The organism is Zobellella taiwanensis (assembly GCF_003012795.1).
GTDB lineage: Bacteria > Pseudomonadota > Gammaproteobacteria > Enterobacterales > Aeromonadaceae > Oceanimonas > Oceanimonas taiwanensis.
On sequence record NZ_PXYH01000003.1, the window covers coordinates 36,579 to 55,575 of the forward strand.

Sequence of the window (18,997 nt, forward strand, 5' to 3'; positions counted from 1 at the left end):
CGTGATACAGCATTTTGTCAGCGGCAAACGCCGGGGCCGGCTGGAGCTGGAGCAGCCGGCCGAGCTGATGTACCTCTGCCTGGCCGACGCCGGCGACACCCGGCTGCCCCGCGCCATGCACCGGCACGACGACCGGGTGGAGATCGTCTTTATCCGCGAGGGCAGCGGCACCCATATCATCGACGGCCGCGCCTACCATACCGGGCGGGGCGATCTGCTGATCTACAACAGCGGTGTGCTGCACGACGAGTCCGCCAACCCCAATGAGGGCATGAGCGTCTATTGCTGCGCCTTCACCAACCTCAAGCTCCGGGGCCTGCCCAAAAACACCCTGAGCCGCGGCCGGGTGCGGATCCCCACCGGCGAGCGCCATGGGGAATTCGACAGCCTGTTCGGGCTCTTGCATGCCCAGATCCGTTCCGAGCACCGGCTCAGCCTGGCTTGCTGCGATCACCTGCTGCAGGCGCTGCTGCTGATGGTGTCCAGCCTGATCGACGAGCAGGACGCGGAGGAGGCGGAAGCCCGCTACGAGCTGGGCGAAAGCGTCAAGCGCTATATCGACCGGCACTACCAGGACGAGCTGGATCTGGGCCGGCTGTCCGAGGCGCTCAACATCAGCCCTTATTACCTCGCCCACCGCTTCAGGCAGAGCGTGGGCTGCTCGCCCATCCAGTACCTGATCCGCCGGCGCATCGGCGAGGCCCAGACGTTGCTTATCAACACCGGGCTCAGCGTCACCGACATCGCGCTGATGGTGGGCTACGACAACCCCAACTACTTCAACACCGCCTTCCGGAAGGTGGTGGGCATCCCCCCCGGCCGGTACCGCCGGCAATACCTGGAATAGCCCCGCCGCGCGCCGGCTCCGTGCCAGCCTGCTCCAAACCGGCCCGTTCCGGCCGACGAGGTTAACGAATTGTGTCGCCAGTCACAGTTCCGCCAAAGAGCGCTTGGATTTTTAAATTCACAATTTCACCAAACGAAATAAATGTTTTATTATCACTTCCAGCAGAATCAGTCATTCACCAACCAGGGGGAGCGGATGTCCAAGTTATTATCCAAGCGCCGGCAACCGGACAGCCAGGGCGCCATCCAGCGCATCACGCCGGAATCGGCCGGCTGGGGCTATGTGGGCTTCGAGGTGTATGAGCTGGAGGCCGGCCAGAGCCTGAGCCAGGACACCCTGGACCGGGAAGTCTGCCTGGTGCTGGTGGCGGGCAAGGCCAGCGTGCGCACCTGCGAGCTCAGCCTCGATGCCATCGGCGAGCGGATGAGCCCCTTCGAGCGCAAGAAGCCCTACGCCGTCTATGTGCCCAACGACGATCATTTCACCGTCACCGCCCAAACCAAGGTGGAACTGGCGGTATGCAAGGCGCCGGGTTTCGGCAACCACCCGGCGCGGCTGATCGGCCCCGACAGCATCGATGCCGAGCACCGCGGCAAGGGCCACAACCGGCGCTATGTGCACAACATCCTGCCCGACACCGCCGCCGCGGACAGCCTGCTGGTGGTGGAGGTGTTCACCGACGAGGGCTGCACCAGCTCCTACCCGTCCCACAAGCACGACCGGGACGCCGAGCCGGGCGAAACCTACCTGGAAGAGACCTATTACCACCGCTTCGATCCGCCCCAGGGCTTTGCCCTGCAGCGGGTCTATACCGACGATTTCGAGCTGGACGAGTGCATGGCGCCCTACAACCAGGACGTGGTGCAGGTGCCGAAAGGCTACCACCCGGTGGCCACCATCGCTGGCTACGACAACTACTACCTGAACGTGATGGCCGGGCCCACCCGCAAGTGGCGCTTTACCTGGGAGGCCGATCACGCCTGGGTGAATTCCGATAACTATCCCAAAAGCAAGTAACCCAAGAACAAGCAAGCCGACACAAGCACAAGGAGAGGGTAAATGATTAAGGTGGCATTGATTGGCGCCGGCCGCATCGGCCAGGTGCATTCGGCGAATATCGTGGCGCACCCCGAGAGCCGGCTGGTGGCCATCGTGGATGCGTTCCCGGAAGCGGCCCTGAGCCTGTCCGAGAAAACCGGTGCGCCGGTGAAGACCCTGGAAGAGGTGATGGCGGACCCGGGCATCGACGCCGTGGTCATCGGCTCGGCCACCGACACCCACGCCGACTTTATCGAGCTGGCGGCCCGCAGCGGCAAGGCCATCTTCTGCGAAAAGCCGGTGGATTTGAGCCTTGCGCGGGTGCAGGCCTGCCTCAAGGTGGTGGAGGAGTGCCGGGTGCCGCTGCTGGTGGGCTTCAACCGCCGTTTCGATCCCAACTTCGCCGCCGTGCGCAACCGCTACCAGCAAGGCCAGATCGGCAAGGCCGAGTCGGTGCTGATCGTGTCCCGGGATCCGTCGCCGCCCCCTGTGTCCTACATCCAGCGCTCCGGCGGCCTGTTCCGCGACATGACCATCCACGACTTCGACATGGCCTGCTACCTGGTGGACGAGCCGGTGGTGGCGGTGACCGCCCGCGGCAGCTGCGTGGTGGACCCGGCCATCGGTGAGGCCGGCGATATCGACACCGCCGTGGTCACCCTGGAATTCGCCTCCGGCGCCCTGGGCACCATCGTCAATACTCGCCGCTCCGGCTTTGGCTACGACCAGCGCATTGAGCTCTTGGGCGCCGAGGGCATGCTCAGGGCCGAGAACCAGCTGGAAAACACCGTCCAGCTGGCCAACGATCAGGGCACCGGCCAAGCCAACCCCCAGTATTTCTTCCTGGAGCGTTACAGTGCAGCCTACAAGGCCGAGTGGGCCCACTTTGTGGACGTGGCCCTGGGCCGGGCCCAATGCCTGAGCGGTGGCAAGGAAGGCGAGCAGGCCCTGCGCCTGGCCGACGCGGCGGTGGAGTCCTGGACCACCGGCAAGACGGTCCGCCTGTAAGGCAAGGGGCCGCGGCCCCGTTATTATCAGGAGCGAAGCGATGACCATGGACGTTTCCCAGCCCTTTACCCTGGCGGTCTGTGCCGAGATGGTGTTTCTCGAGCTGCCGGTACTGGAGCGCATCAAGCATATTCACCAGCAGGGCTTCCAGGTCGAGATCTGGGACTGGACCCGGCACGACATCCCGGCGCTGGCGGCGAGCGGGGCGACCTTCTCCTCCATGACCGGCTATGTCACCGGCACCCTGGCGGACGACGAGGGCGCCACCGAGTTGCTGCGCACCGCCGAGCAGTCGATACCGGTGGCGAAAGAGCTGGGCATTCCCCGGCTGAACCTGCATGGCACCGGCCTCGACAACAAGGGCCTGCCGGTCAAACCCTGTACGCAAGTGACCGGCGCCATGTGGCTCAAGGCCGCCGACACCCTCAACCGGCTGGCGGATCTGGGCGAGCGGCACGGGGTGACCTTCGTGCTGGAAAACCTCAACACCGAGGTGGACCACCCCGGGGTGCCCTTCGCCCGCGCCCAGGAGGTTCTGGAGCTGGTGGCGGGGGTGAACCGGCCCCGGGTAAAGATGATGCTCGATCTCTACCACGCCCAGATCGGCGAGGGCAACCTGATAGAGCTGATCCGCCGCAGCGCGCCCCATATCGGCGAAATTCAGGTGGCGGACGTGCCCGGCCGCTGCGAGCCCGGCACCGGCGAGATCAACTATCCCGCCATCGCCCGGGCGCTGTATGAGGTGGGTTACCGGGGCAATATCGGCCTGGAAGCCTTCGCCTCCGGCGATTCGGAACTGGCCCTGCGCCGCTTCCGCGAGGCCTTCACCCTGCCGGCGGAGTTGTTGCGCCGCTGAGGCAGGATTAAGGCTGTTTTTGTTTCTCGATGGGTTTCAGATCCCTGGATCTGAGTTTTGGGCACGCCTGCAAGGGAGTGCCCTTTTTTTGCGCACTCGGCAGGATGAAATTTTTCTTGTACAACCTTGATCTCCTTGTACAACCACAGCTATGGTAATGGCATAGTTGTACAAGAGGAATTGATATGTACAAGTTTGATCCCCAGGTTATCCGGGTCGGCATCAGTGGCTGCCTGATGGGCCAGCAGGTGCGTTTTGACGGCGGCCACAAGCGCTCCGATTTCTGCACCGAGGAATTGGCCCGCTTTGTGGAGTTTGTGCCGGTTTGTCCGGAGATGGCCATAGGCCTGGGTACGCCCAGGCCCAGTATCCGGCTGATCAACCGAGAGGGAGAGCTGATAGCCCAGACCGCCAGGGGCGAGGACGTGACCGCCGCTTTGCGCGAGTACGGCCGGCGCATGGCCGAGGGTTTTTCCGGTCTGAGCGGTTATGTGCTGTGCGCCAAGTCCCCGAGTTGCGGCATGGAGCGGGTACGGGTCTATCACGACAGCGGCAAGGGCAACGCCAAGGAAGGAACCGGCCTGTACGCCGCCGAACTGATGCGGGCCCTGCCCTTGCTGCCGGTAGAGGAGGACGGCCGGCTCAATGATCCCGTGCTGCGGGAAAATTTCGTGACCCGCCTTTATGCCCTGCATGACTGGCAGTGCCTGTTGCACCGGGGGCTGACGCCTTCGCGCCTGATCGCTTTCCATAGCCGTTACAAATACCTGCTGATGGCGCATCACAGAGACAGCTACCAGCAGTTGGGACAGCTGCTGTCGGACTTGTCCTGCGAGGTGGAGCGCAAGGCCGACGGTTACATCCAGGGACTGATGCAGGCCCTGGGACGCCGGGCCGGGCGCACCGGCCACACCAATGTGCTGCAGCACCTGCAAGGTTATTTCAAGCGCCAGCTCAGCTCCCGCCAGCGCCAGGAGCTGGCCCGCACCATTCATCAGTACCGGGAGGGCATACTGCCGCTGCTGGCGCCCATCACCCTGCTGCGCCACTACCTGGAAGAGCACCCCAACGACTACCTGCGCCAGCAGGTTTATCTCAATCCCCATCCGGAGGCCCTGCGGCTGCGTTATGGCATCTGAACCCAAATACCCGATCCGCGAGGTATCGCGGCTGACCGGCATCAATCCGGTTACCCTGCGGGCCTGGCAGCGACGTTACGGCCTGCTCAAGCCGGCGCGCACCGACAAGGGCCACCGGCTCTATTCCGAACAGGATATCGCGCTTATCCGCCAGATCCTGCACTGGCTGGAGCAGGGGGTCAGCATCGGCCAGGTCAAGGGGCTGCTCGACAACCCGGCTCCCGTGGTGGACGGCTCCAACTGGGAGCAGGCCAGGAGCCGGCTGCTGGAGAGCGCCTGCCGGCTCAATATCAACCGGCTGGAATCGGAACTGCTGGAACTGGCGAGCCTGTATCCGGCCGAATTGCTGCTGCGGCGGGTGATCGAGCCTTGGCTGGTGGCGCTGGGCCAGTTGGTCCGTCCCGATGCCCTCTTGATTGAACACAGCGCCCGCGCCCTGCTGACCCGTACCTTTTATTCCTTGCTGACCATTCGCAGCGGCCCCCGCCTGGCGCTATTGCGGGCCGGACAACTGGGCGAGCTGCACAGCCTGCTGGCCCAGTTTGAGCTGCAGGGGCTGGAATGCCGCAGCCTGGACCTGGGGGCGGCGGATCCGGCCCAGTTGCCGCTTGCCGCCGACCGGCTGCAGGTCGACGGCCTGGTGGTGCTGCTCGGCGCCGGACTGGGCCAGGGCTGGTTTGTGCAACACCAGGCCAACTGGCCTTCGGCCTGTTTTTTTGTCGGCGAACTGGGGCTGGTCTACCAGCAGCAGGGATGGCTCAACCGGCCGTTCGCGGTCAGCGTCAGCGAGATAGCGAGGAAATACGATGCGACATTTGGTGTGGTTTCGAACTGATCTGCGGGTAGCCGACAATCCGGCGCTGCAGGCGGCCATGGCCGAGGGCGACGAGGTGGTTGCCCTCTATGTGGATTGTCCTCAGCAGTGGCGGGAGCACGGCAATGCCCCTATCCAGCGGGATTTCGTCAGTCGCAACCTGCAGCAACTGGCGCGCCGGCTGGCCCGGTGCGGCGTGCCCCTGACCCTGCTGGAATGCCCGCGCTTTGACCAGGTGCCGGCCCTGCTGGCCGACTGGACGGCACGCCAGGGTATCGATGCCCTTTACGCCAACCGGGACCTCGGGGTCAACGAGCGCCGGCGTGACAAGGCGGTCCAGCAGGCCCTGGCCATTCCCTGCCGGGTTTACAACGGCGATTGCGTGCACCCCCATGGCAGCGTTACCACCCGTGGCGGCGACATGTTCAAGGTGTTCACCCCCTTTGCCAAGGCCTGGCTGGCCCGGCTGCGAGCCCAGGGCTACCGGCTGCTGCCGGCCCCGGCCGAGGTAGCGGTGCCGCTGGCCGAGCCGGCGCTGTCCCTGTCCGGCGAACGGCGCGACAGCGGTGCCTGGCCGGCGGGCGAGGAAGCGGCGGCCGAGTTGCTGGCCCGGTTTTGCGCCACCCGGCTGCGCGGCTACGGCGAGCAGCGCGACTTCCCGGCCCTGGAGGCGACCAGCAGCCTGTCGCCCTATCTGGCCCTGGGCGTGCTGTCTCCCAACCAGTGCCTGGCCGCCATCGAGGCCGAGTTGGGCCAGTTGCCCATGAGTCGCGGCGAGGCGGGATTTGCTTGGCTCAACGAGTTGATCTGGCGGGAGTTCTACCGCCACCTGCTGGTGGTGTTTCCCGCCCTGTCGATGCACCGGGCCTTCAAGCCGGAAACCGAGGCATTGCAATGGAGCCAGGACCGGACACGGTTCGATGCCTGGTGTAGGGGGCAGACCGGCTATCCCATCGTCGACGCGGCCATGCGTTGCCTGGAGCAGACCGGCTGGATGCACAACCGGTTGCGGATGGTGGTGGCGAGTTTCCTCACCAAGGATCTGCATATCGACTGGCGCTGGGGCGAGAGCTGGTTCCTGTCCCGGCTGATCGACGGCGAACTGGCGGCCAACAACGGCGGCTGGCAGTGGGCGGCGGGCACCGGCGCCGACGCGGCGCCCTATTTCCGGGTATTCAATCCAGCCACCCAGAGTGAGCGCTTCGATACCCAGGGCGACTTTATCCGCCGCTGGGTACCCGAGCTGGCCGGGGTGCCAGCCACCGCCATCCATGCCCCCCATGACTGGCTGGCGAGACACCGCCCGGGTCATGGTTATCCGCCCCCCGTGGTGGATCACGCCCGGGCCCGGCTGCACGCCATCGCCATGTTTGACGCCCTCAAGGCGCAGGAGGCCTTATGAGCCCGGCCCTCGACGCCTTTTGTGCACTCTATCGCCGGCTTGGGCCGGACGGACTGGCGGGCCTGCGGCAGGTCTACGCCGACGAAGTGCATTTTTGCGATCCGGCCCACGATCTTCGCGGCCTGGAAGCCCTGGTCGGTTATTTCGAGGGCCTCTTTACCCACGTCAGCCAATGCCGGTTCGATATCGAGCAGGTGATGGAGCAAGAGGGCGAGGCTTTTGTGCGCTGGCGCATGCACTTTGTCCATTCCCGGCTCAATGGTGGCCGGGAAGTGGTTGTCCCCGGGATCAGCCACCTGAGGTTTGACCGGCGCATTCACTATCACCGGGATTACTTCGACCTCGGTGCCCTGCTCTATGAACAGCTGCCGGTGCTGGGGGCGGTGATCCGCCGGCTCAAGGGGAGGCTGGCATCATGAAGCGCGTACTCATTACCGGGGCAGGCTCCGGTATTGGCCTGCAACTGGCCCGGGACTATGCCGCCGACGGCTGGCAGGTGCTGGCCTGTGGCCGGGACCAAGACAAGCTGGCCCGGGCGCTGGAGGGAACCGCGGCGCAATTGTGCCTGTTCGACATGGCCAACCGGGAGCAGGCGGCCTCGGCCCTGGCGGGCGAGCGCGACCTGGACCTGGTGATCCTCAATGCCGGCAACTGCGAATACGTGGACGACGCCCTGCACTTCGACGCGGCCCTGTTCGAGCGGGTGATCCGCACCAACCTGCTCGGTACCGCCAATTGCCTGGCCGCCCTGCTGCCCCGCATCAGGCCCGGCGGTCGGCTGGCGCTGGTCAGTTCTTCGGTCACCTGGCTGCCCCTGACCCGGGCCGAGGCGTATGGCGCCTCCAAGGCCGGGCTGGATTACCTGGCCCGCAGCCTGGCGCTCGATCTGGCGCGCCATGATATCGGGGTCAGCCTGATCCGGCCGGGATTTGTGGATACCCCCCTGACCCGCAAAAACGATTTTCCCATGCCCGGACGCATCGCGGCGGGGCAGGCCAGCCGGGCCATTCGCCGCGGCCTGGCCCGGGGCCGGTCCGAAATCGCCTTTCCCTTCGCCTTCATTACCCTGTTGCGCCTGCTGTCCTGGCTGCCCTCGGGCGGGTGGCGGCGGCTGGCGGCATCCATGACAAGGAGCAAGCATGAGTAACATCGCCGTGATCGGCAGTGGCATTTCCGGTCTGACCTGCGCCTGGCTGCTGGGCCGGCAGCACCGTATCAGCCTGTTCGAGGCCAACGACTACCTCGGCGGGCACACTGCTACCGTCGACGTCGAGCTGGGAGGTCGCCGCTACGGGGTGGACACGGGGTTTATTGTGTTCAACGACAGGACCTATCCCCGCTTTCGCCAACTGCTGGCCAAGGCCGGGGTTGGCGCCCGGCCGACCGAAATGAGTTTCAGCGTGCAGCAGGCGTCGACCGGGCTGGAATACAACGGCCATACCCTGAATACCCTGTTCGCCCAGCGCCGCAACCTGCTGAGTCCACGTTTTTATGGTTTTCTGGCGGAAATCGTACGCTTCAATCTGTTGTGCAAGCGACTGTTGAAGACGGGCGGCCTGAGCGACGGCGATACCCTGGGCCATTTCCTGCACCGGCACGGCTTTTCGCCGTTTTTTGCCGGACACTATATCCTGCCCATGGTAGCGGCGATTTGGTCGTCTTCCCTGGCCGACAGCCGGGACTTTCCATTGGCCTTTTTTCTGCGCTTTTTCAACCACCACGGCCTGCTCAACCTGGTCGACAGGCCCCAGTGGTATGTGGTGGAAGGCGGTTCGCGCAGTTATATTCCGGCCCTGACCGCCGGCCTTGAGGATATCCGGCTCAATACCCCGGTCCTCGGGATCCGGCGCGACCGGGACGGCGTGACCGTGCTGAGCCATGCCGGCGAAGAGCGATTCGACGAAGTGGTGCTGGCCTGCCATTCGGACCAGGCGCTGCGCCTGCTGAGCGATGCCAGCGACGCCGAACGACAGGTACTGGGCGGCCTGGCCTACCGGGACAACGAGGTGGTGCTACATACCGATACCCGGCTGTTGCCGAAAGAGCCGAGGGCCTGGGCCAGCTGGAATTATTACCTCGAGGGCGGCGAGACGGCCCTGCCGGCGGTGACCTACAACATGAACCTGCTGCAGGGGCTGGACTGCCCGCACACCCTGTGCGTCACCCTCAACCGCAGCGCCGACATCGACCCTGCCCGCGTCCTGCGCCGTTTCCGCTATGCCCACCCGGTCTATAACACCGACGCCATCCGTGCCCAGCAGCGCCGTGGCGAGATCTGCGGCCAGCGCCACACCCACTTTTGCGGTGCCTACTGGTACAACGGCTTCCACGAGGATGGCGTGCGCAGCGCGCTCGATGTGTGTGACCGCTTCGGGGAGGCGCTATGAGCCTTAACAGCGGTATCTATGTCGGCCAGGTGCGCCATCGCCGTTACCTGCCCCGGGCGCACCACTTCAGCTACGGCCTGTACATGCTGGCCCTGGATCTGGATGAGTTGCCCGCCCTGGCCGCCGCCGGCCGCTGGTTTGCGCTGGAGCGCTTCGCGCCGCTCAGTTTCCGGCGCCGGGATTACCTGGGCGATGCCGCCGTGCCCCTCAAGCAGGCGGTGGTGGACGAAGTGACGCGACTGGGAGGCGACAGCCAGGACCTGGAACGGGTGCTGATGCTGGGCCAGGTGCGTTGTTTCGGGCTGTATTTCAGCCCGGTGAACCTGTTTTTCTGCTATCGGGACGGGCGCGCGCGCTATCTGCTGGCAGAGGTGCACAACACGCCCTGGAACGAACGGCACACCTACCTGGTGGATCTGGACAGGCCCGCCGCGACCGACAAGGTATTCCACGTCTCGCCCTTCATGGGGCTGGAGATGCGCTACCACTGGCGGGTCAGTCCGCCCGAGAAACGGGCTCTGGTACACATTGAAAACCGCGACCCGGCGCTGCTGTTCGACGCTACCCTGGCCCTGCGGCGCCGGCCTTTCGGTGCCACCGCCCTCAGGGCGGCCCTGCTGCAATGGCCGATGATGACGCTGACCATAGTGCGCGGCATTTACTGGCAGGCGTTGCGGCTGTTCATGAAACGCATTCCCTATCATCCACATCCCTGAAGGAAGCCCAAGATGGAGACGACCCTGAGCATCTCATCCCCCCGGCGCCTGGAGCGCTGGGCCCGCCGCCTGGCATTTTCCCTGTTGTCCGGCCTCAAGGGGGCCGGCCTGACCGTACAGGAGGGCGAGGAAAGCTTTTATTTCGGTGATCGGAATGCGGGCCTGCAGGCCCAGATCCGGGTGTTCGATCCGCGCTTTTATCGCCGGCTGATGTTGAGCGGCAGCATAGGCGCGGCCGAGTCCTGGGTGGATGGCGGCTGGCACAGCAGCGACCTGGCTGCGGTGATCCGCCTGTTCGCCCGCAACCTGACCGTCCTCGATCGCCTCGAACGCCGCCTGGGCTGGCTGACCGCGCCCTGGCTCAAGCTGGGCCATCGCCTGCGGCGCAACTCCAAAAGTGGCAGCCGGGCCAATATCGCCGCCCACTACGATCTGGGCAACGACATGTACCAGCTGTTCCTGGATCCCCTGATGCAGTATTCCTCGGCGGTATTTCCTGCGCCGGGCGCCAGCCTGGAGCAGGCCCAGGAGCACAAGCTCAGGCTGATCTGCGAGCGGCTGGAATTGAAGGAATCCGATCACCTGCTGGAGATCGGCACCGGCTGGGGCGGGCTGGCCTGCTTTGCCGCCCGCCACTACGGCTGTCGGGTAACCACCACCACCCTGTCCCGTGAGCAGTACGAGTTTGCCCGGGCCCGGGTAGAGCAGGAGGGGCTGGGCGACAGGGTTACCCTGCTGCTGCAGGATTACCGGGAACTCGAAGGACGCTACGACAAGCTGGTATCGGTGGAAATGATCGAGGCGGTGGGCCATGAATACCTGCCGGTGTATTTCCGCCGGCTGAGCCGCTTGCTCGGTCCCCGGGGACGCTTGCTGATCCAGGCCATTACCATTGCCGACCAGCGTTATGAACAGTACCGCAAGGGGGTCGACTTTATCCAGCGCTATATTTTCCCCGGCGGCTGTCTGCCTTCGGTGAGCGAGATGTGCCGACACCTGAAGGAGCAGACCGACATGAGCCTGACCCGGTTGCACGATTACGGCCTGGATTATGCCGAGACCCTGAAAATCTGGGCCGAGCGCTTCCGCCAGGCCGAGCCGGCATTGCGCCAGCTCGGCTACAGCCAGGATTTTCACCGCCTGTGGGCCTTCTACTTCGCCTATTGCGAAGGGGGATTTCGCGAGGGCAGCATCGGCCTGGTGCATTTCGAGGCCGCCAAACCGGGAGCCAGGACATGTCCCCATGGCAATGGATCCAGCTGCTAGCCTTCGAGGGCTTCTGGCTGCTGGCGGTGGCCGGGCAAAATCGCTGGGCCTGGCTGGTGGTCCTGCTGCTGCTGGCCCACTTCCTGTTTACCCCCAGCCGGCGCGCCGATGCCAGGGCGATGTTGCTGGTATTGCCGGGGCTGGCAGTGGACGCCGCCCTGACCGGCGCCGGGGTGTTCCGCTTTGCCGAGCCACCCTGGTGGCTGCTGCTGCTGTGGCTTGGCTTCGTTCTGACCCTGGGACACAGCCTGGTGTGGCTGCGGCGTTTTTCGTGGCCCCTGCTGGCACTGACCGGTGCCCTGGCCGGGTCTTCTTCCTATCTGGCCGGCTGGCGGCTGGGGGCGGTGCAATTGCCCCTGGGGCCATGGACCAGCGCCCTGGTGCTGGCGCTGGTATGGGCGGCCCTGCTGCCGCTGCTGGTGCATTTGGACCGGCGTTTAAGGAGTGACTGAAGATGAAAAAGTGGTTATCGATACTGATGTTGCTGGCGGTCCCCGTCTGGGCCAGCCCGGTCGCAGATCTGACCCTGGTGGGGGAAGGCAAGATGCGCTGGTTGTTCTGGGATCTCTACCAGGCCCGTTTTTACAGCGACGATGGCCGTTACCGGCCCGGGGATTTTCCCCAGGCCCTGGCCCTGCGCTACCAGCGGGACATCAGGCAGGAAGACTTGTTGAATGCCACCGTCGAGGAATGGCACCGGTTGGGGGTGGTGTGGAAACCCGAGTGGCGCCGGCAACTGGAGCGGTTCTGGCCCTCGGTGCGCAAGCAGGACGAACTGGTGCTGCGGGTGGACGAAAACGGGGTCAGCCGGTTTTATTTCAACTGGCGGCTGCTGGGGACGGTGGAAGATCCGGACTTCGCCCCCGCCTTTCTGGCCATCTGGCTGTCGCCCGACAGCCGGGATCCGGCCCTGACCCGAAAACTCAAGGGGAGCTGAGATGAAAGTACTGATACTGGCGCTGAGCCTGCTGCTGATGTCCTGCAGCAGTCAGATTACGGACTATGCCGATACCGAACCGACCCTGGAACTGGATCGCTTTTTCAACGGCGAACTGGTTGCCTACGGCATGGTGCAGGACAGGGCGGGCAAGGTGTTGCGCCGTTTCAAGGTGGACATGGTCGGCTGCTGGGAGGGCAACCGGGGGGTGCTGGAGGAAGACTTCTTCTACGACGACGGCGAAACCCAGCGCCGGGTCTGGTACCTGGAAAAAGGACCGGACGGCCGCTACAGCGGCACCGCCGACGACGTGGTCAGGCCCGCTTCGGGCCAGACCCGGGGCTATGCCCTCAACTGGCGTTATACCCTGGCGGTGCCGCTGGACGGCAGAGTCTGGCACCTCGATTTCAACGACTGGATGTACCTGCTTGATGAAGACCGGCTGATCAACAGGGCCGAGATGAGCAAGTGGGGTTTCAGGGTCGGCGAGGTCACCCTCTGGATAGAGCGCCGGGGAGGCTAGAACTCCGGGGCCGAAATCTCGTCGAGGGACAGGGAAAAGCTGGGCACGAAGACCTCGAGAAAATAGCGGATCTCCTGGTTCATCCGTTGCTCCAGCATGGCGGTGAGTCGCTTTCTGGCCGGGGCGAACTCCCGGTTGCCGGCGGTCAGCTCCTCCTCGCACTTGAGCAGGGCGCAGAGGATGTCCGCCGCCTTGACCAACTGGCCGTAGTCGTCATCCGGCGGGCTGCTGAGCAGGGGAGCGTAGGCGCCCTGCAGCTCGGCGGGCAGCATTTTCAGCAGGGTGGCCTCGGCGTTCTTCTCGATATCCTTGTAGGCCCGGGCGATGTCCTCGTTGAAATACTTCACCGGGGTGGGCAGGTCACCGGTAAGCACCTCGCTGGCGTCGTGGAAGAGGGCTCGCATGGCGGCCTGGGCCGGGTCGAGGCGGCCATTGAAGCAGGTGTTGCGGATCACCGCCAGGGCGTGGGCCACCATGGCCACCTGCAGGCTGTGTTCGGCCACGTTTTCCGGCTCGACGTTACGCATCAGCGGCCAGCGCTGGATCAGTTTCATGCGCGCCATATGGGCGAAGAAGTGGCTGCGGTTCATGGGCTTGCCTGTGTCGTTGCGGGGCGATGCCGTTATAATGGCACTAACCGACCCCAATGGAGAAGAGAATGGACAAGCAAACCCAAACCGAGCTGGAAGCCGCCGCCTTCCGCGCCCTGCTGGCGCACCTGGACAAGCGCAAGGACGTGCAGAACATCGACCTGATGAACCTGGCCGGCTTTTGTCGCAACTGCCTGAGCAAGTGGTACCTGGCCGCCGCCGAAGAGCGCGGTCTGGAGATGGACTACGACCAGGCCCGGGAACGGGTGTACGGCATGCCCTACGAGGAGTGGAAAGTCAAATACCAGCAGGAAGCCACGCCCGAGCAGAAGGCGGCCTTTGAGAAGAGCCACAAATAACAGCGATAAGCGGTCAGCTTTAAGCTGTAAGCAGCCCGGTTTTGTCTGCAGGTACGGCGTTGTACCTGCAGATTTAACACTTCGTTATTCCGCTACAGAATCAAGTTCAACATGATGGACTCGGAACCCATTATGCAAACAACGCCTCATTAATCAGTGCGGCCGAGAACCTTCAGCCGCCACCACTTACAGCTGACAGCCCCCCGAAGGGCCCGTTACTTGAACACCACCGTCTTGTTGCCGTAGACGAAGACCTTTTCTTCCAGCACCAGGTTGAGCGCCCGGCTCAGCACCGACTTTTCCACGTCCCGGCCGGCCTTGGCCATGTCCTGGGCGGAGAAGGTGTGGTTCACGTGGGTCACGTCCTGCTCGATGATGGGGCCTTCGTCCAGATCGTCGGTCACGAAGTGGGCGGTGGCGCCGATCATCTTCACGCCGCGCTCATAGGCCTGGCGATAGGGGCTGGCGCCGACGAAGGCGGGCAGGAAGGAGTGGTGGATATTGATGATACGCTGGCGGTAGCGGGCCACGAACTCGGGGCTCAGGATGCGCATGTATTTGGCCAGCACCACGTAGTCCGGCTGGTAGCGGTCAATGATGTCCGCCAGCCGCTGCTCGTGTTCGGCCCGGTTCAGCCCCTCGTGGGACACGGTATGGAAGGGAAGATCGAACTTTTCGGTCAGGCTGGCCAGGGTGTCGTAGTTGCCCACCACGGCGGCGATGTCGATGTTCATGGCGCCGGCGTAGTGCTTCATCAGGATGTCGCCCAGGCAGTGGGCTTCCTTGGTCACCAGTATCACCGCCCGCTTGCTGCCGGCCGGCACCAGTCGGCGCTGGCTGCCCTGGGGCAGGGCATCGTCCAGATCGGCCTGCAGGGTGTGATCGTTGAAGATGCCTTCCAGCTCGGTACGCATGAAGAAGTGGCCGTTGTCGTAGTCCACGAATTCATCGTTGCGGATGATGTTGAGCTGGTGCTTGTAGCAGATATTGGTGATCTTGGAGATCAGCCCCTTGGCGTCGGGACAGTGGGTCAGCAGTATTTTTCGTTCCATTATGGTCTTGTCGGTGTTGAGGATGATGAGAATGGGTCGAGTCAGCGCCGGCCACAGCACTGTTTGTATTTTTTGCCGCTGAGACAGGGGCAGGGCTGGTTGGGGCCGATTTTGGGTGGGTTGAACTGGCCGGAGTGATAGACCCAGCGGCCCTGGTGGCGCAGGAAGCGGGAGCGCTCGTGCAGCACCACCACCCGGCCGGCGTCCCGGTAACGTACCCTGAATTCCACCTCGCCTTCCTGATCCTGCTGGCCGCCTCGAGCAAAGACGATGGCCAGCCCCAGCCAGTCGGTGTCCAGCCCGGTTTGGGCCAGTTCGTCGGCGGTCAGTCCGCCCAGAGTGTCCGGGTGCCAGCTCTGCACCAGGTAGTCGCCCAGGCCCAGCCGGTAGGCGCTGTAGCGGGAGCGCATCAGGGCCAACGGAGTCGGCACCGGGGCGCCCCGCAGCAGGGGCTCGCAGCAGAGGCTGAACGGCTGTTGGCTGTCGCAATGGCAAAGCATGGCTATGGACCCGTAAGTCAAAGAAACTCAGTATGCCATGGGGGAGGGGATGCGAAAAATAAAAAACGGCCCCGAAGGGCCGCTTTGAAACCATTAGAGCCTGGGGGCTTACTCGATGATTTCTACCTGGATGGTGGCCTGGGCCTTGGCATCCACGCGGCGGTCGCGCTGACGCTCGGCTTCGGTCACGCCTTCGGCCAGCTCACTGCCGTACCAGGCTGTCTGGATATTCTGGGCGGCAACGCCACGCTGTACCAGATAGTCCTTGGCGGCCATGGCACGGCGCTCGGACAGGCGACGGTTGTACTCGGCGCTGCCCAGACGGTCGGCGTAACCGGCCAGTTCAACCTGGTAATCCGGGTTTTCCTGGGCGAAACGGGCAACTTCGTCCAGGGTCGCGCGGGATTCCGCGGACAGATCGGACTTGTCGAAGGCGAAGTAGATGGAACCATCGGCGGTCACGGTACGGGTCTCGTAGGTGACTTCGGGCTGCGGCTGGGGAGCAACCGGAGCGGCGGGAGCCGGAGCGGTGGCGCCACGGTTGGGGTGCAGTACCAGTTCCAGCATGAAGTTGTTTACATCACTTTCGTAACCATTGTTACCCATATCGCCGATGTCTTCGATACGACGATAACGAGCCTGCACATCAACCAGATCGGAGGCACGGTAGGTCAGACCGATACCTGCCATGGGAGAAATACCTTCGTCGTTAACGGCACGCATGGCTTTCCAGCCCATGGCACCGGCTTCACCGAATACGGAAAACTGCTCGTTGAGGGGCAGGCGGCCGATGGCGGACAGGTTGATGCCGTGAGCACGAGTTGCGCCACCATTGAACAGGGTGTAACCCAGTTCGGCACCGAAATGTTCGTTGAAGTTGTAGCCGCTGAAGGCATTAATAGAGAGGGTTTCATCCTTGACGGCGGGCAGGCTGTCCTGGATGTCTTCAAAATTGGACAGACCTGCGCCACCGCCCAGGTACCAGTCGTTGGCCTGAACACCAGCGGAAATACCGGCGGTTGCCAGCGCGATTGCAATCAGAGAAGGAGCCACTGTCTTTTTCATTTTGTCTTCCTCATAGATGAGAATCCGGCGGCTGCCGGAATAAAATATGCACCCAGGCGCTCGGCGCCAGTGCAGTGCGGGAGGTCCTTTGGTTTTTAGTTGTTGTGGGATTGTCCAGCTGGACTCCTGTATCCCGAAAAAGTGTACCCGCACGACACCAAGACTAGCGGTTTTCGTCCTTATCGACAAGCTCCGCCCCAAGGGCCGTGGCCAAAATTGTCGCAGCTTTTGCATTTCGGCTCCTGCCTGTCTGAGTCGAGAAAGTGTCAGTAAGAGAAGGGAAACGATTTATTTTCGGTAAAAGCCGGGCAGTTCATAACGAGTCTGTTGACTGGTGTTAAACTAAACAGTGCGTAACCGCAGTGTTATCGAAATCCTCGACAGGAGTAGCAAGGTTATGAATCCTGATACCAGTCTGGTCGGAAAAAAAATCCGGCAAATCCGCGAGGCCATGGGACTGAGCCGGCCCAAGTTCGCTGAGCTGCTCCAGGTGCCTCCCACTACCCTCAAAAACTATGAGCTTGGCTACAGGGAGGTTGGCGGGGCTTTTCTGGTCGCGCTGGCCCAGCATCCCGAATTGCACAGGTACACGCTTTGGCTGCTGTCCGACCGGACCCTGGTGGATGCGGGCCAGGTGAGTCCTGAAATTAGCGACTAAAACCGGCAAACCGGTGCCGGATGGCCGGCCCGGTCCGCTTTTTCGTGGCGCTGGTTTGTGCTAAAAGTAGCGCATCCGATCCCTGTCATGAGGACAGTTTTGTGCGTGCCATTCCCCTGTTGTTAACCCTGGGCCTGCTGACGGCGTGCAGCCAGTCCCCCACCGGCCGTAGCCAGGTGTTGCTGTTTTCGGAAGCGGATATGCAAAAACTCGGTGAAACTTCCTTCACCCAGATAAAAGAGCAGGAAAAACCGAGTGGCAACCGGTCGGACATCCAGTATGTGCAGTGCATCACCGATCGCCTGGTGGCGGAGATTCCTGCCGGCTATGGTCAGACCCAGTGGGAGGTCGTGGTGTTCGATTCGCCCCAGGTTAACGCCTTCGCCCTGCCAGGGGGCAAGGTCGGGGTCTATTCAGGCCTGCTCAAGGTCGCCGACAGCGCCGATCAGGTGGCGGCCGTAATCGGCCATGAAATTGCCCATGTGCTGGCTCGCCACAGCAATGAACGGGTATCCCGCAGCCAGTTGACCAATATTGGCCTGAGTGCCGCCGACTTGGCCCTGGGTCAGTCTGCCCTGCGCCAGCCGGCCATGGCGGCCCTGGGGCTGGGAGTTCAGGTCGGCTATCTGTTGCCCTATGGTCGTGAACAGGAAAGCGAGGCCGACCGGCTGGGTCTTGAACTGATGTCCCGGGCGGGCTTTAATCCCGAACAATCCCTCGATTTGTGGCGCAACATGTCGGCGGCTTCCTCCGGCAAGCAGCCGCCTGAGCTGTTGTCGACCCATCCCTCTCACGGCACCCGTATCCAGGAACTCGATGCCGCCATGCCCGCGGCACTGGCCCTTTACCAGCAGGCCCGTGCCCAGGGTAAAACACCGGCTTGCCGGCGTTGAGCAGGGGGATGCATTACGGCTTCGACATCGGTGGCAGCAAGATTGCCTTTGCGGTGTTTGACGCCGAGTTCAGGGAATGTGAGCGTTCCCTGCATGCCACCCCATCCCGGGATTATGGCGCTTTTGTCGCCCTGGTGGTGGGATTGGTGGAACAGGCGGACGCCCGCTGGGGCGGCAGGGGACGGGTCGGCCTCGGTTTTCCCGGGGTGCTGGACACGGCATCCCGGATCCTGGCGCCCAATGTGCCGGCCATTCATGGCCGGAATTTGCTTGAGGATTTGAGCCTGCGGCTTGGACGCCCCTTGGTGGCGGACAACGACGCCAATTGTTTCCTGCTCTCCGAATACCACCAGGGGGCCGTCGCCGGCGCTGGTCTGGCCTTGGCGTTAACCCTGGGCACCGGGGTTGGTGGCGCTTTGATACATCAAGGGCGGCTGGTCGACAGCCGGCGGGGAGGCTGTGGCGAGTTTGGCCATGGTGCCGTGGGGGCGGTCCTGCTGCGGCGTTATCCGACCTTGCCCCTGTTTGAATGCGGTTGTGGTTTGAGTGGCTGCCTGGAAACCTATGTCTCCGGGACCGGCCTGTCCCGGCTTTACCAGCATGACACCGGTGTCCGCCTGGGTGGCCGCGACATCGTCGCCGGCTGGCAGCGTGGCGATGAGGCGGCATCCCGCTGTATGGCCCTCTACCTTGATATCCTGGCGGCCGGTCTGGGCTCCCTGATGGTGCATCTGGCGCCGGATGCCGTGGTGCTCGGAGGTGGGCTCAGCGAGTATCCCTGGCTGTATCAGGAACTTTCGGCCCGCCTGCCGGACTGGATGATGAAGGGCGTTGCTCCCGCCCCGCTGGTGGCGCCGTTGTTTGGCGGTGATGGCGGCGTCAGGGGCGCGGCATTATTGGCCATCCGGGACGAGACGGCATTTAGCTGAGGTGCGTAATTTGTTAAC

General features: G+C 63.6%; 23 protein-coding genes. 19 read left to right on the forward strand and 4 right to left on the reverse strand.

The genetic code is table 11. The features are described from left to right. The first annotated feature begins 1 nt into the window (after position 1). The 15 genes from C7I36_RS02715 (at position 2) to C7I36_RS02785 (ending at position 12,933) form a co-directional block, all read left to right on the forward strand. A complete protein-coding gene (locus C7I36_RS02715) occupies positions 2-847 on the forward strand; it encodes a helix-turn-helix transcriptional regulator (protein ID WP_106452200.1) in 846 nt (281 codons plus the stop codon). 141 nt (positions 848-988) lie between these two features. Beyond that, positions 989-1,864, forward strand: coding sequence for a 5-deoxy-glucuronate isomerase (gene iolB / locus C7I36_RS02720; protein ID WP_245880014.1), 876 nt, complete (start codon positions 989-991; stop codon positions 1,862-1,864). A gap of 42 nt (positions 1,865-1,906) precedes the next feature. Continuing rightward, on the forward strand, positions 1,907-2,893 hold the full coding sequence (gene iolG / locus C7I36_RS02725; RefSeq protein WP_106452201.1) for an inositol 2-dehydrogenase: 987 nt from the start codon (positions 1,907-1,909) through the stop codon (positions 2,891-2,893). A 40-nt stretch (positions 2,894-2,933) separates the two neighbouring features. Further along, positions 2,934-3,749 (forward strand): TIM barrel protein, encoded by an 816-nt coding sequence (locus C7I36_RS02730; RefSeq protein WP_106452202.1) that lies wholly within the window; start codon positions 2,934-2,936, stop codon positions 3,747-3,749. Between the two features lie 185 nt (positions 3,750-3,934). Beyond that, a complete protein-coding gene (locus C7I36_RS02735; protein ID WP_106452203.1) occupies positions 3,935-4,888 on the forward strand; it encodes a YbgA family protein in 954 nt (317 codons plus the stop codon). After that, entirely contained in the window at positions 4,878-5,723 is an 846-nt protein-coding gene (locus C7I36_RS02740) for a MerR family transcriptional regulator (RefSeq protein ID WP_106452204.1), read from the forward strand. The genes C7I36_RS02735 and C7I36_RS02740 overlap by 11 nt, the downstream gene beginning before the upstream one ends. Next, positions 5,695-7,104: a deoxyribodipyrimidine photo-lyase gene (gene phrB, locus C7I36_RS02745; protein ID WP_106452205.1), complete on the forward strand. Its 1,410-nt coding sequence runs from the start codon at positions 5,695-5,697 to the stop codon at positions 7,102-7,104. Before C7I36_RS02740 ends, phrB begins: the two co-directional genes overlap by 29 nt. After that, entirely contained in the window at positions 7,101-7,523 is a 423-nt protein-coding gene (locus C7I36_RS02750; protein ID WP_106452206.1) for a nuclear transport factor 2 family protein, read from the forward strand. The genes phrB and C7I36_RS02750 overlap by 4 nt, the downstream gene beginning before the upstream one ends. Continuing rightward, on the forward strand, positions 7,517-8,251 hold the full coding sequence (locus C7I36_RS02755; RefSeq protein ID WP_219899593.1) for an SDR family NAD(P)-dependent oxidoreductase: 735 nt from the start codon (positions 7,517-7,519) through the stop codon (positions 8,249-8,251). The genes C7I36_RS02750 and C7I36_RS02755 overlap by 7 nt, the downstream gene beginning before the upstream one ends. Further along, complete coding sequence (locus C7I36_RS02760) at positions 8,244-9,491, forward strand: NAD(P)/FAD-dependent oxidoreductase (protein WP_106452208.1); 1,248 nt, start codon at positions 8,244-8,246, stop codon at positions 9,489-9,491. Before C7I36_RS02755 ends, C7I36_RS02760 begins: the two co-directional genes overlap by 8 nt. Next, on the forward strand, positions 9,488-10,207 hold the full coding sequence (locus C7I36_RS02765; protein ID WP_106452209.1) for a DUF1365 domain-containing protein: 720 nt from the start codon (positions 9,488-9,490) through the stop codon (positions 10,205-10,207). Before C7I36_RS02760 ends, C7I36_RS02765 begins: the two co-directional genes overlap by 4 nt. 12 nt (positions 10,208-10,219) lie before the next feature. Then, complete coding sequence (locus C7I36_RS02770) at positions 10,220-11,473, forward strand: SAM-dependent methyltransferase (protein WP_106452210.1); 1,254 nt, start codon at positions 10,220-10,222, stop codon at positions 11,471-11,473. After that, positions 11,443-11,925, forward strand: a complete 483-nt coding sequence (locus C7I36_RS02775; RefSeq protein ID WP_106452211.1) for a DUF2878 domain-containing protein — start codon at positions 11,443-11,445, stop codon at positions 11,923-11,925. Before C7I36_RS02770 ends, C7I36_RS02775 begins: the two co-directional genes overlap by 31 nt. Before the next feature lie 2 nt (positions 11,926-11,927). Next, positions 11,928-12,410: a chalcone isomerase family protein gene (locus C7I36_RS02780; RefSeq protein WP_106452212.1), complete on the forward strand. Its 483-nt coding sequence runs from the start codon at positions 11,928-11,930 to the stop codon at positions 12,408-12,410. A 1-nt stretch (position 12,411) separates the two neighbouring features. Continuing rightward, complete coding sequence (locus tag C7I36_RS02785) at positions 12,412-12,933, forward strand: DUF3833 domain-containing protein (protein WP_106452213.1); 522 nt, start codon at positions 12,412-12,414, stop codon at positions 12,931-12,933. On the opposite strand, the gene yfbR is transcribed toward C7I36_RS02785, so the two are convergent. Continuing rightward, positions 12,930-13,523 (reverse strand): 5'-deoxynucleotidase, encoded by a 594-nt coding sequence (yfbR, locus tag C7I36_RS02790; RefSeq protein ID WP_106452214.1) that lies wholly within the window; start codon positions 13,521-13,523, stop codon positions 12,930-12,932. The genes C7I36_RS02785 and yfbR overlap by 4 nt on opposite strands. A gap of 68 nt (positions 13,524-13,591) precedes the next feature. Between yfbR and C7I36_RS02795 the strand changes: the two genes are divergently transcribed. After that, positions 13,592-13,882 (forward strand): DUF1244 domain-containing protein, encoded by a 291-nt coding sequence (locus C7I36_RS02795; RefSeq protein ID WP_106452215.1) that lies wholly within the window; start codon positions 13,592-13,594, stop codon positions 13,880-13,882. A gap of 215 nt (positions 13,883-14,097) precedes the next feature. Here C7I36_RS02795 and purU read toward each other — a convergent pair whose 3' ends face one another. From purU to C7I36_RS02810, 3 genes are all read right to left on the reverse strand, one after another. Next, positions 14,098-14,934 (reverse strand): formyltetrahydrofolate deformylase, encoded by an 837-nt coding sequence (gene purU / locus C7I36_RS02800; RefSeq protein WP_106452366.1) that lies wholly within the window; start codon positions 14,932-14,934, stop codon positions 14,098-14,100. 41 nt (positions 14,935-14,975) lie between these two features. Beyond that, positions 14,976-15,455 carry a YchJ family protein gene (locus C7I36_RS02805; RefSeq protein ID WP_245880015.1) on the reverse strand — a complete coding sequence of 160 codons (480 nt, stop codon included), beginning with the start codon at positions 15,453-15,455 and terminating at the stop codon, positions 14,976-14,978. Positions 15,456-15,542: 87 nt separating this feature from the next. Continuing rightward, complete coding sequence (locus C7I36_RS02810) at positions 15,543-16,499, reverse strand: OmpA family protein (protein ID WP_106452217.1); 957 nt, start codon at positions 16,497-16,499, stop codon at positions 15,543-15,545. A gap of 397 nt (positions 16,500-16,896) precedes the next feature. On the opposite strand from C7I36_RS02810, the gene C7I36_RS02815 reads away from it, so the two are divergent. The 3 genes from C7I36_RS02815 to C7I36_RS02825 all read left to right on the forward strand — a co-directional run bounded on the left by C7I36_RS02815 (position 16,897) and on the right by C7I36_RS02825 (position 18,979). Further along, entirely contained in the window at positions 16,897-17,157 is a 261-nt protein-coding gene (locus tag C7I36_RS02815) for a helix-turn-helix domain-containing protein (protein WP_106452218.1), read from the forward strand. Between the two features lie 101 nt (positions 17,158-17,258). Next, positions 17,259-18,050 carry a M48 family metallopeptidase gene (locus tag C7I36_RS02820; protein ID WP_245880016.1) on the forward strand — a complete coding sequence of 264 codons (792 nt, stop codon included), beginning with the start codon at positions 17,259-17,261 and terminating at the stop codon, positions 18,048-18,050. An 8-nt stretch (positions 18,051-18,058) separates the two neighbouring features. Continuing rightward, positions 18,059-18,979 carry an ROK family protein gene (locus C7I36_RS02825; RefSeq protein WP_106452220.1) on the forward strand — a complete coding sequence of 307 codons (921 nt, stop codon included), beginning with the start codon at positions 18,059-18,061 and terminating at the stop codon, positions 18,977-18,979. Positions 18,980-18,997 lie beyond the last annotated feature (18 nt).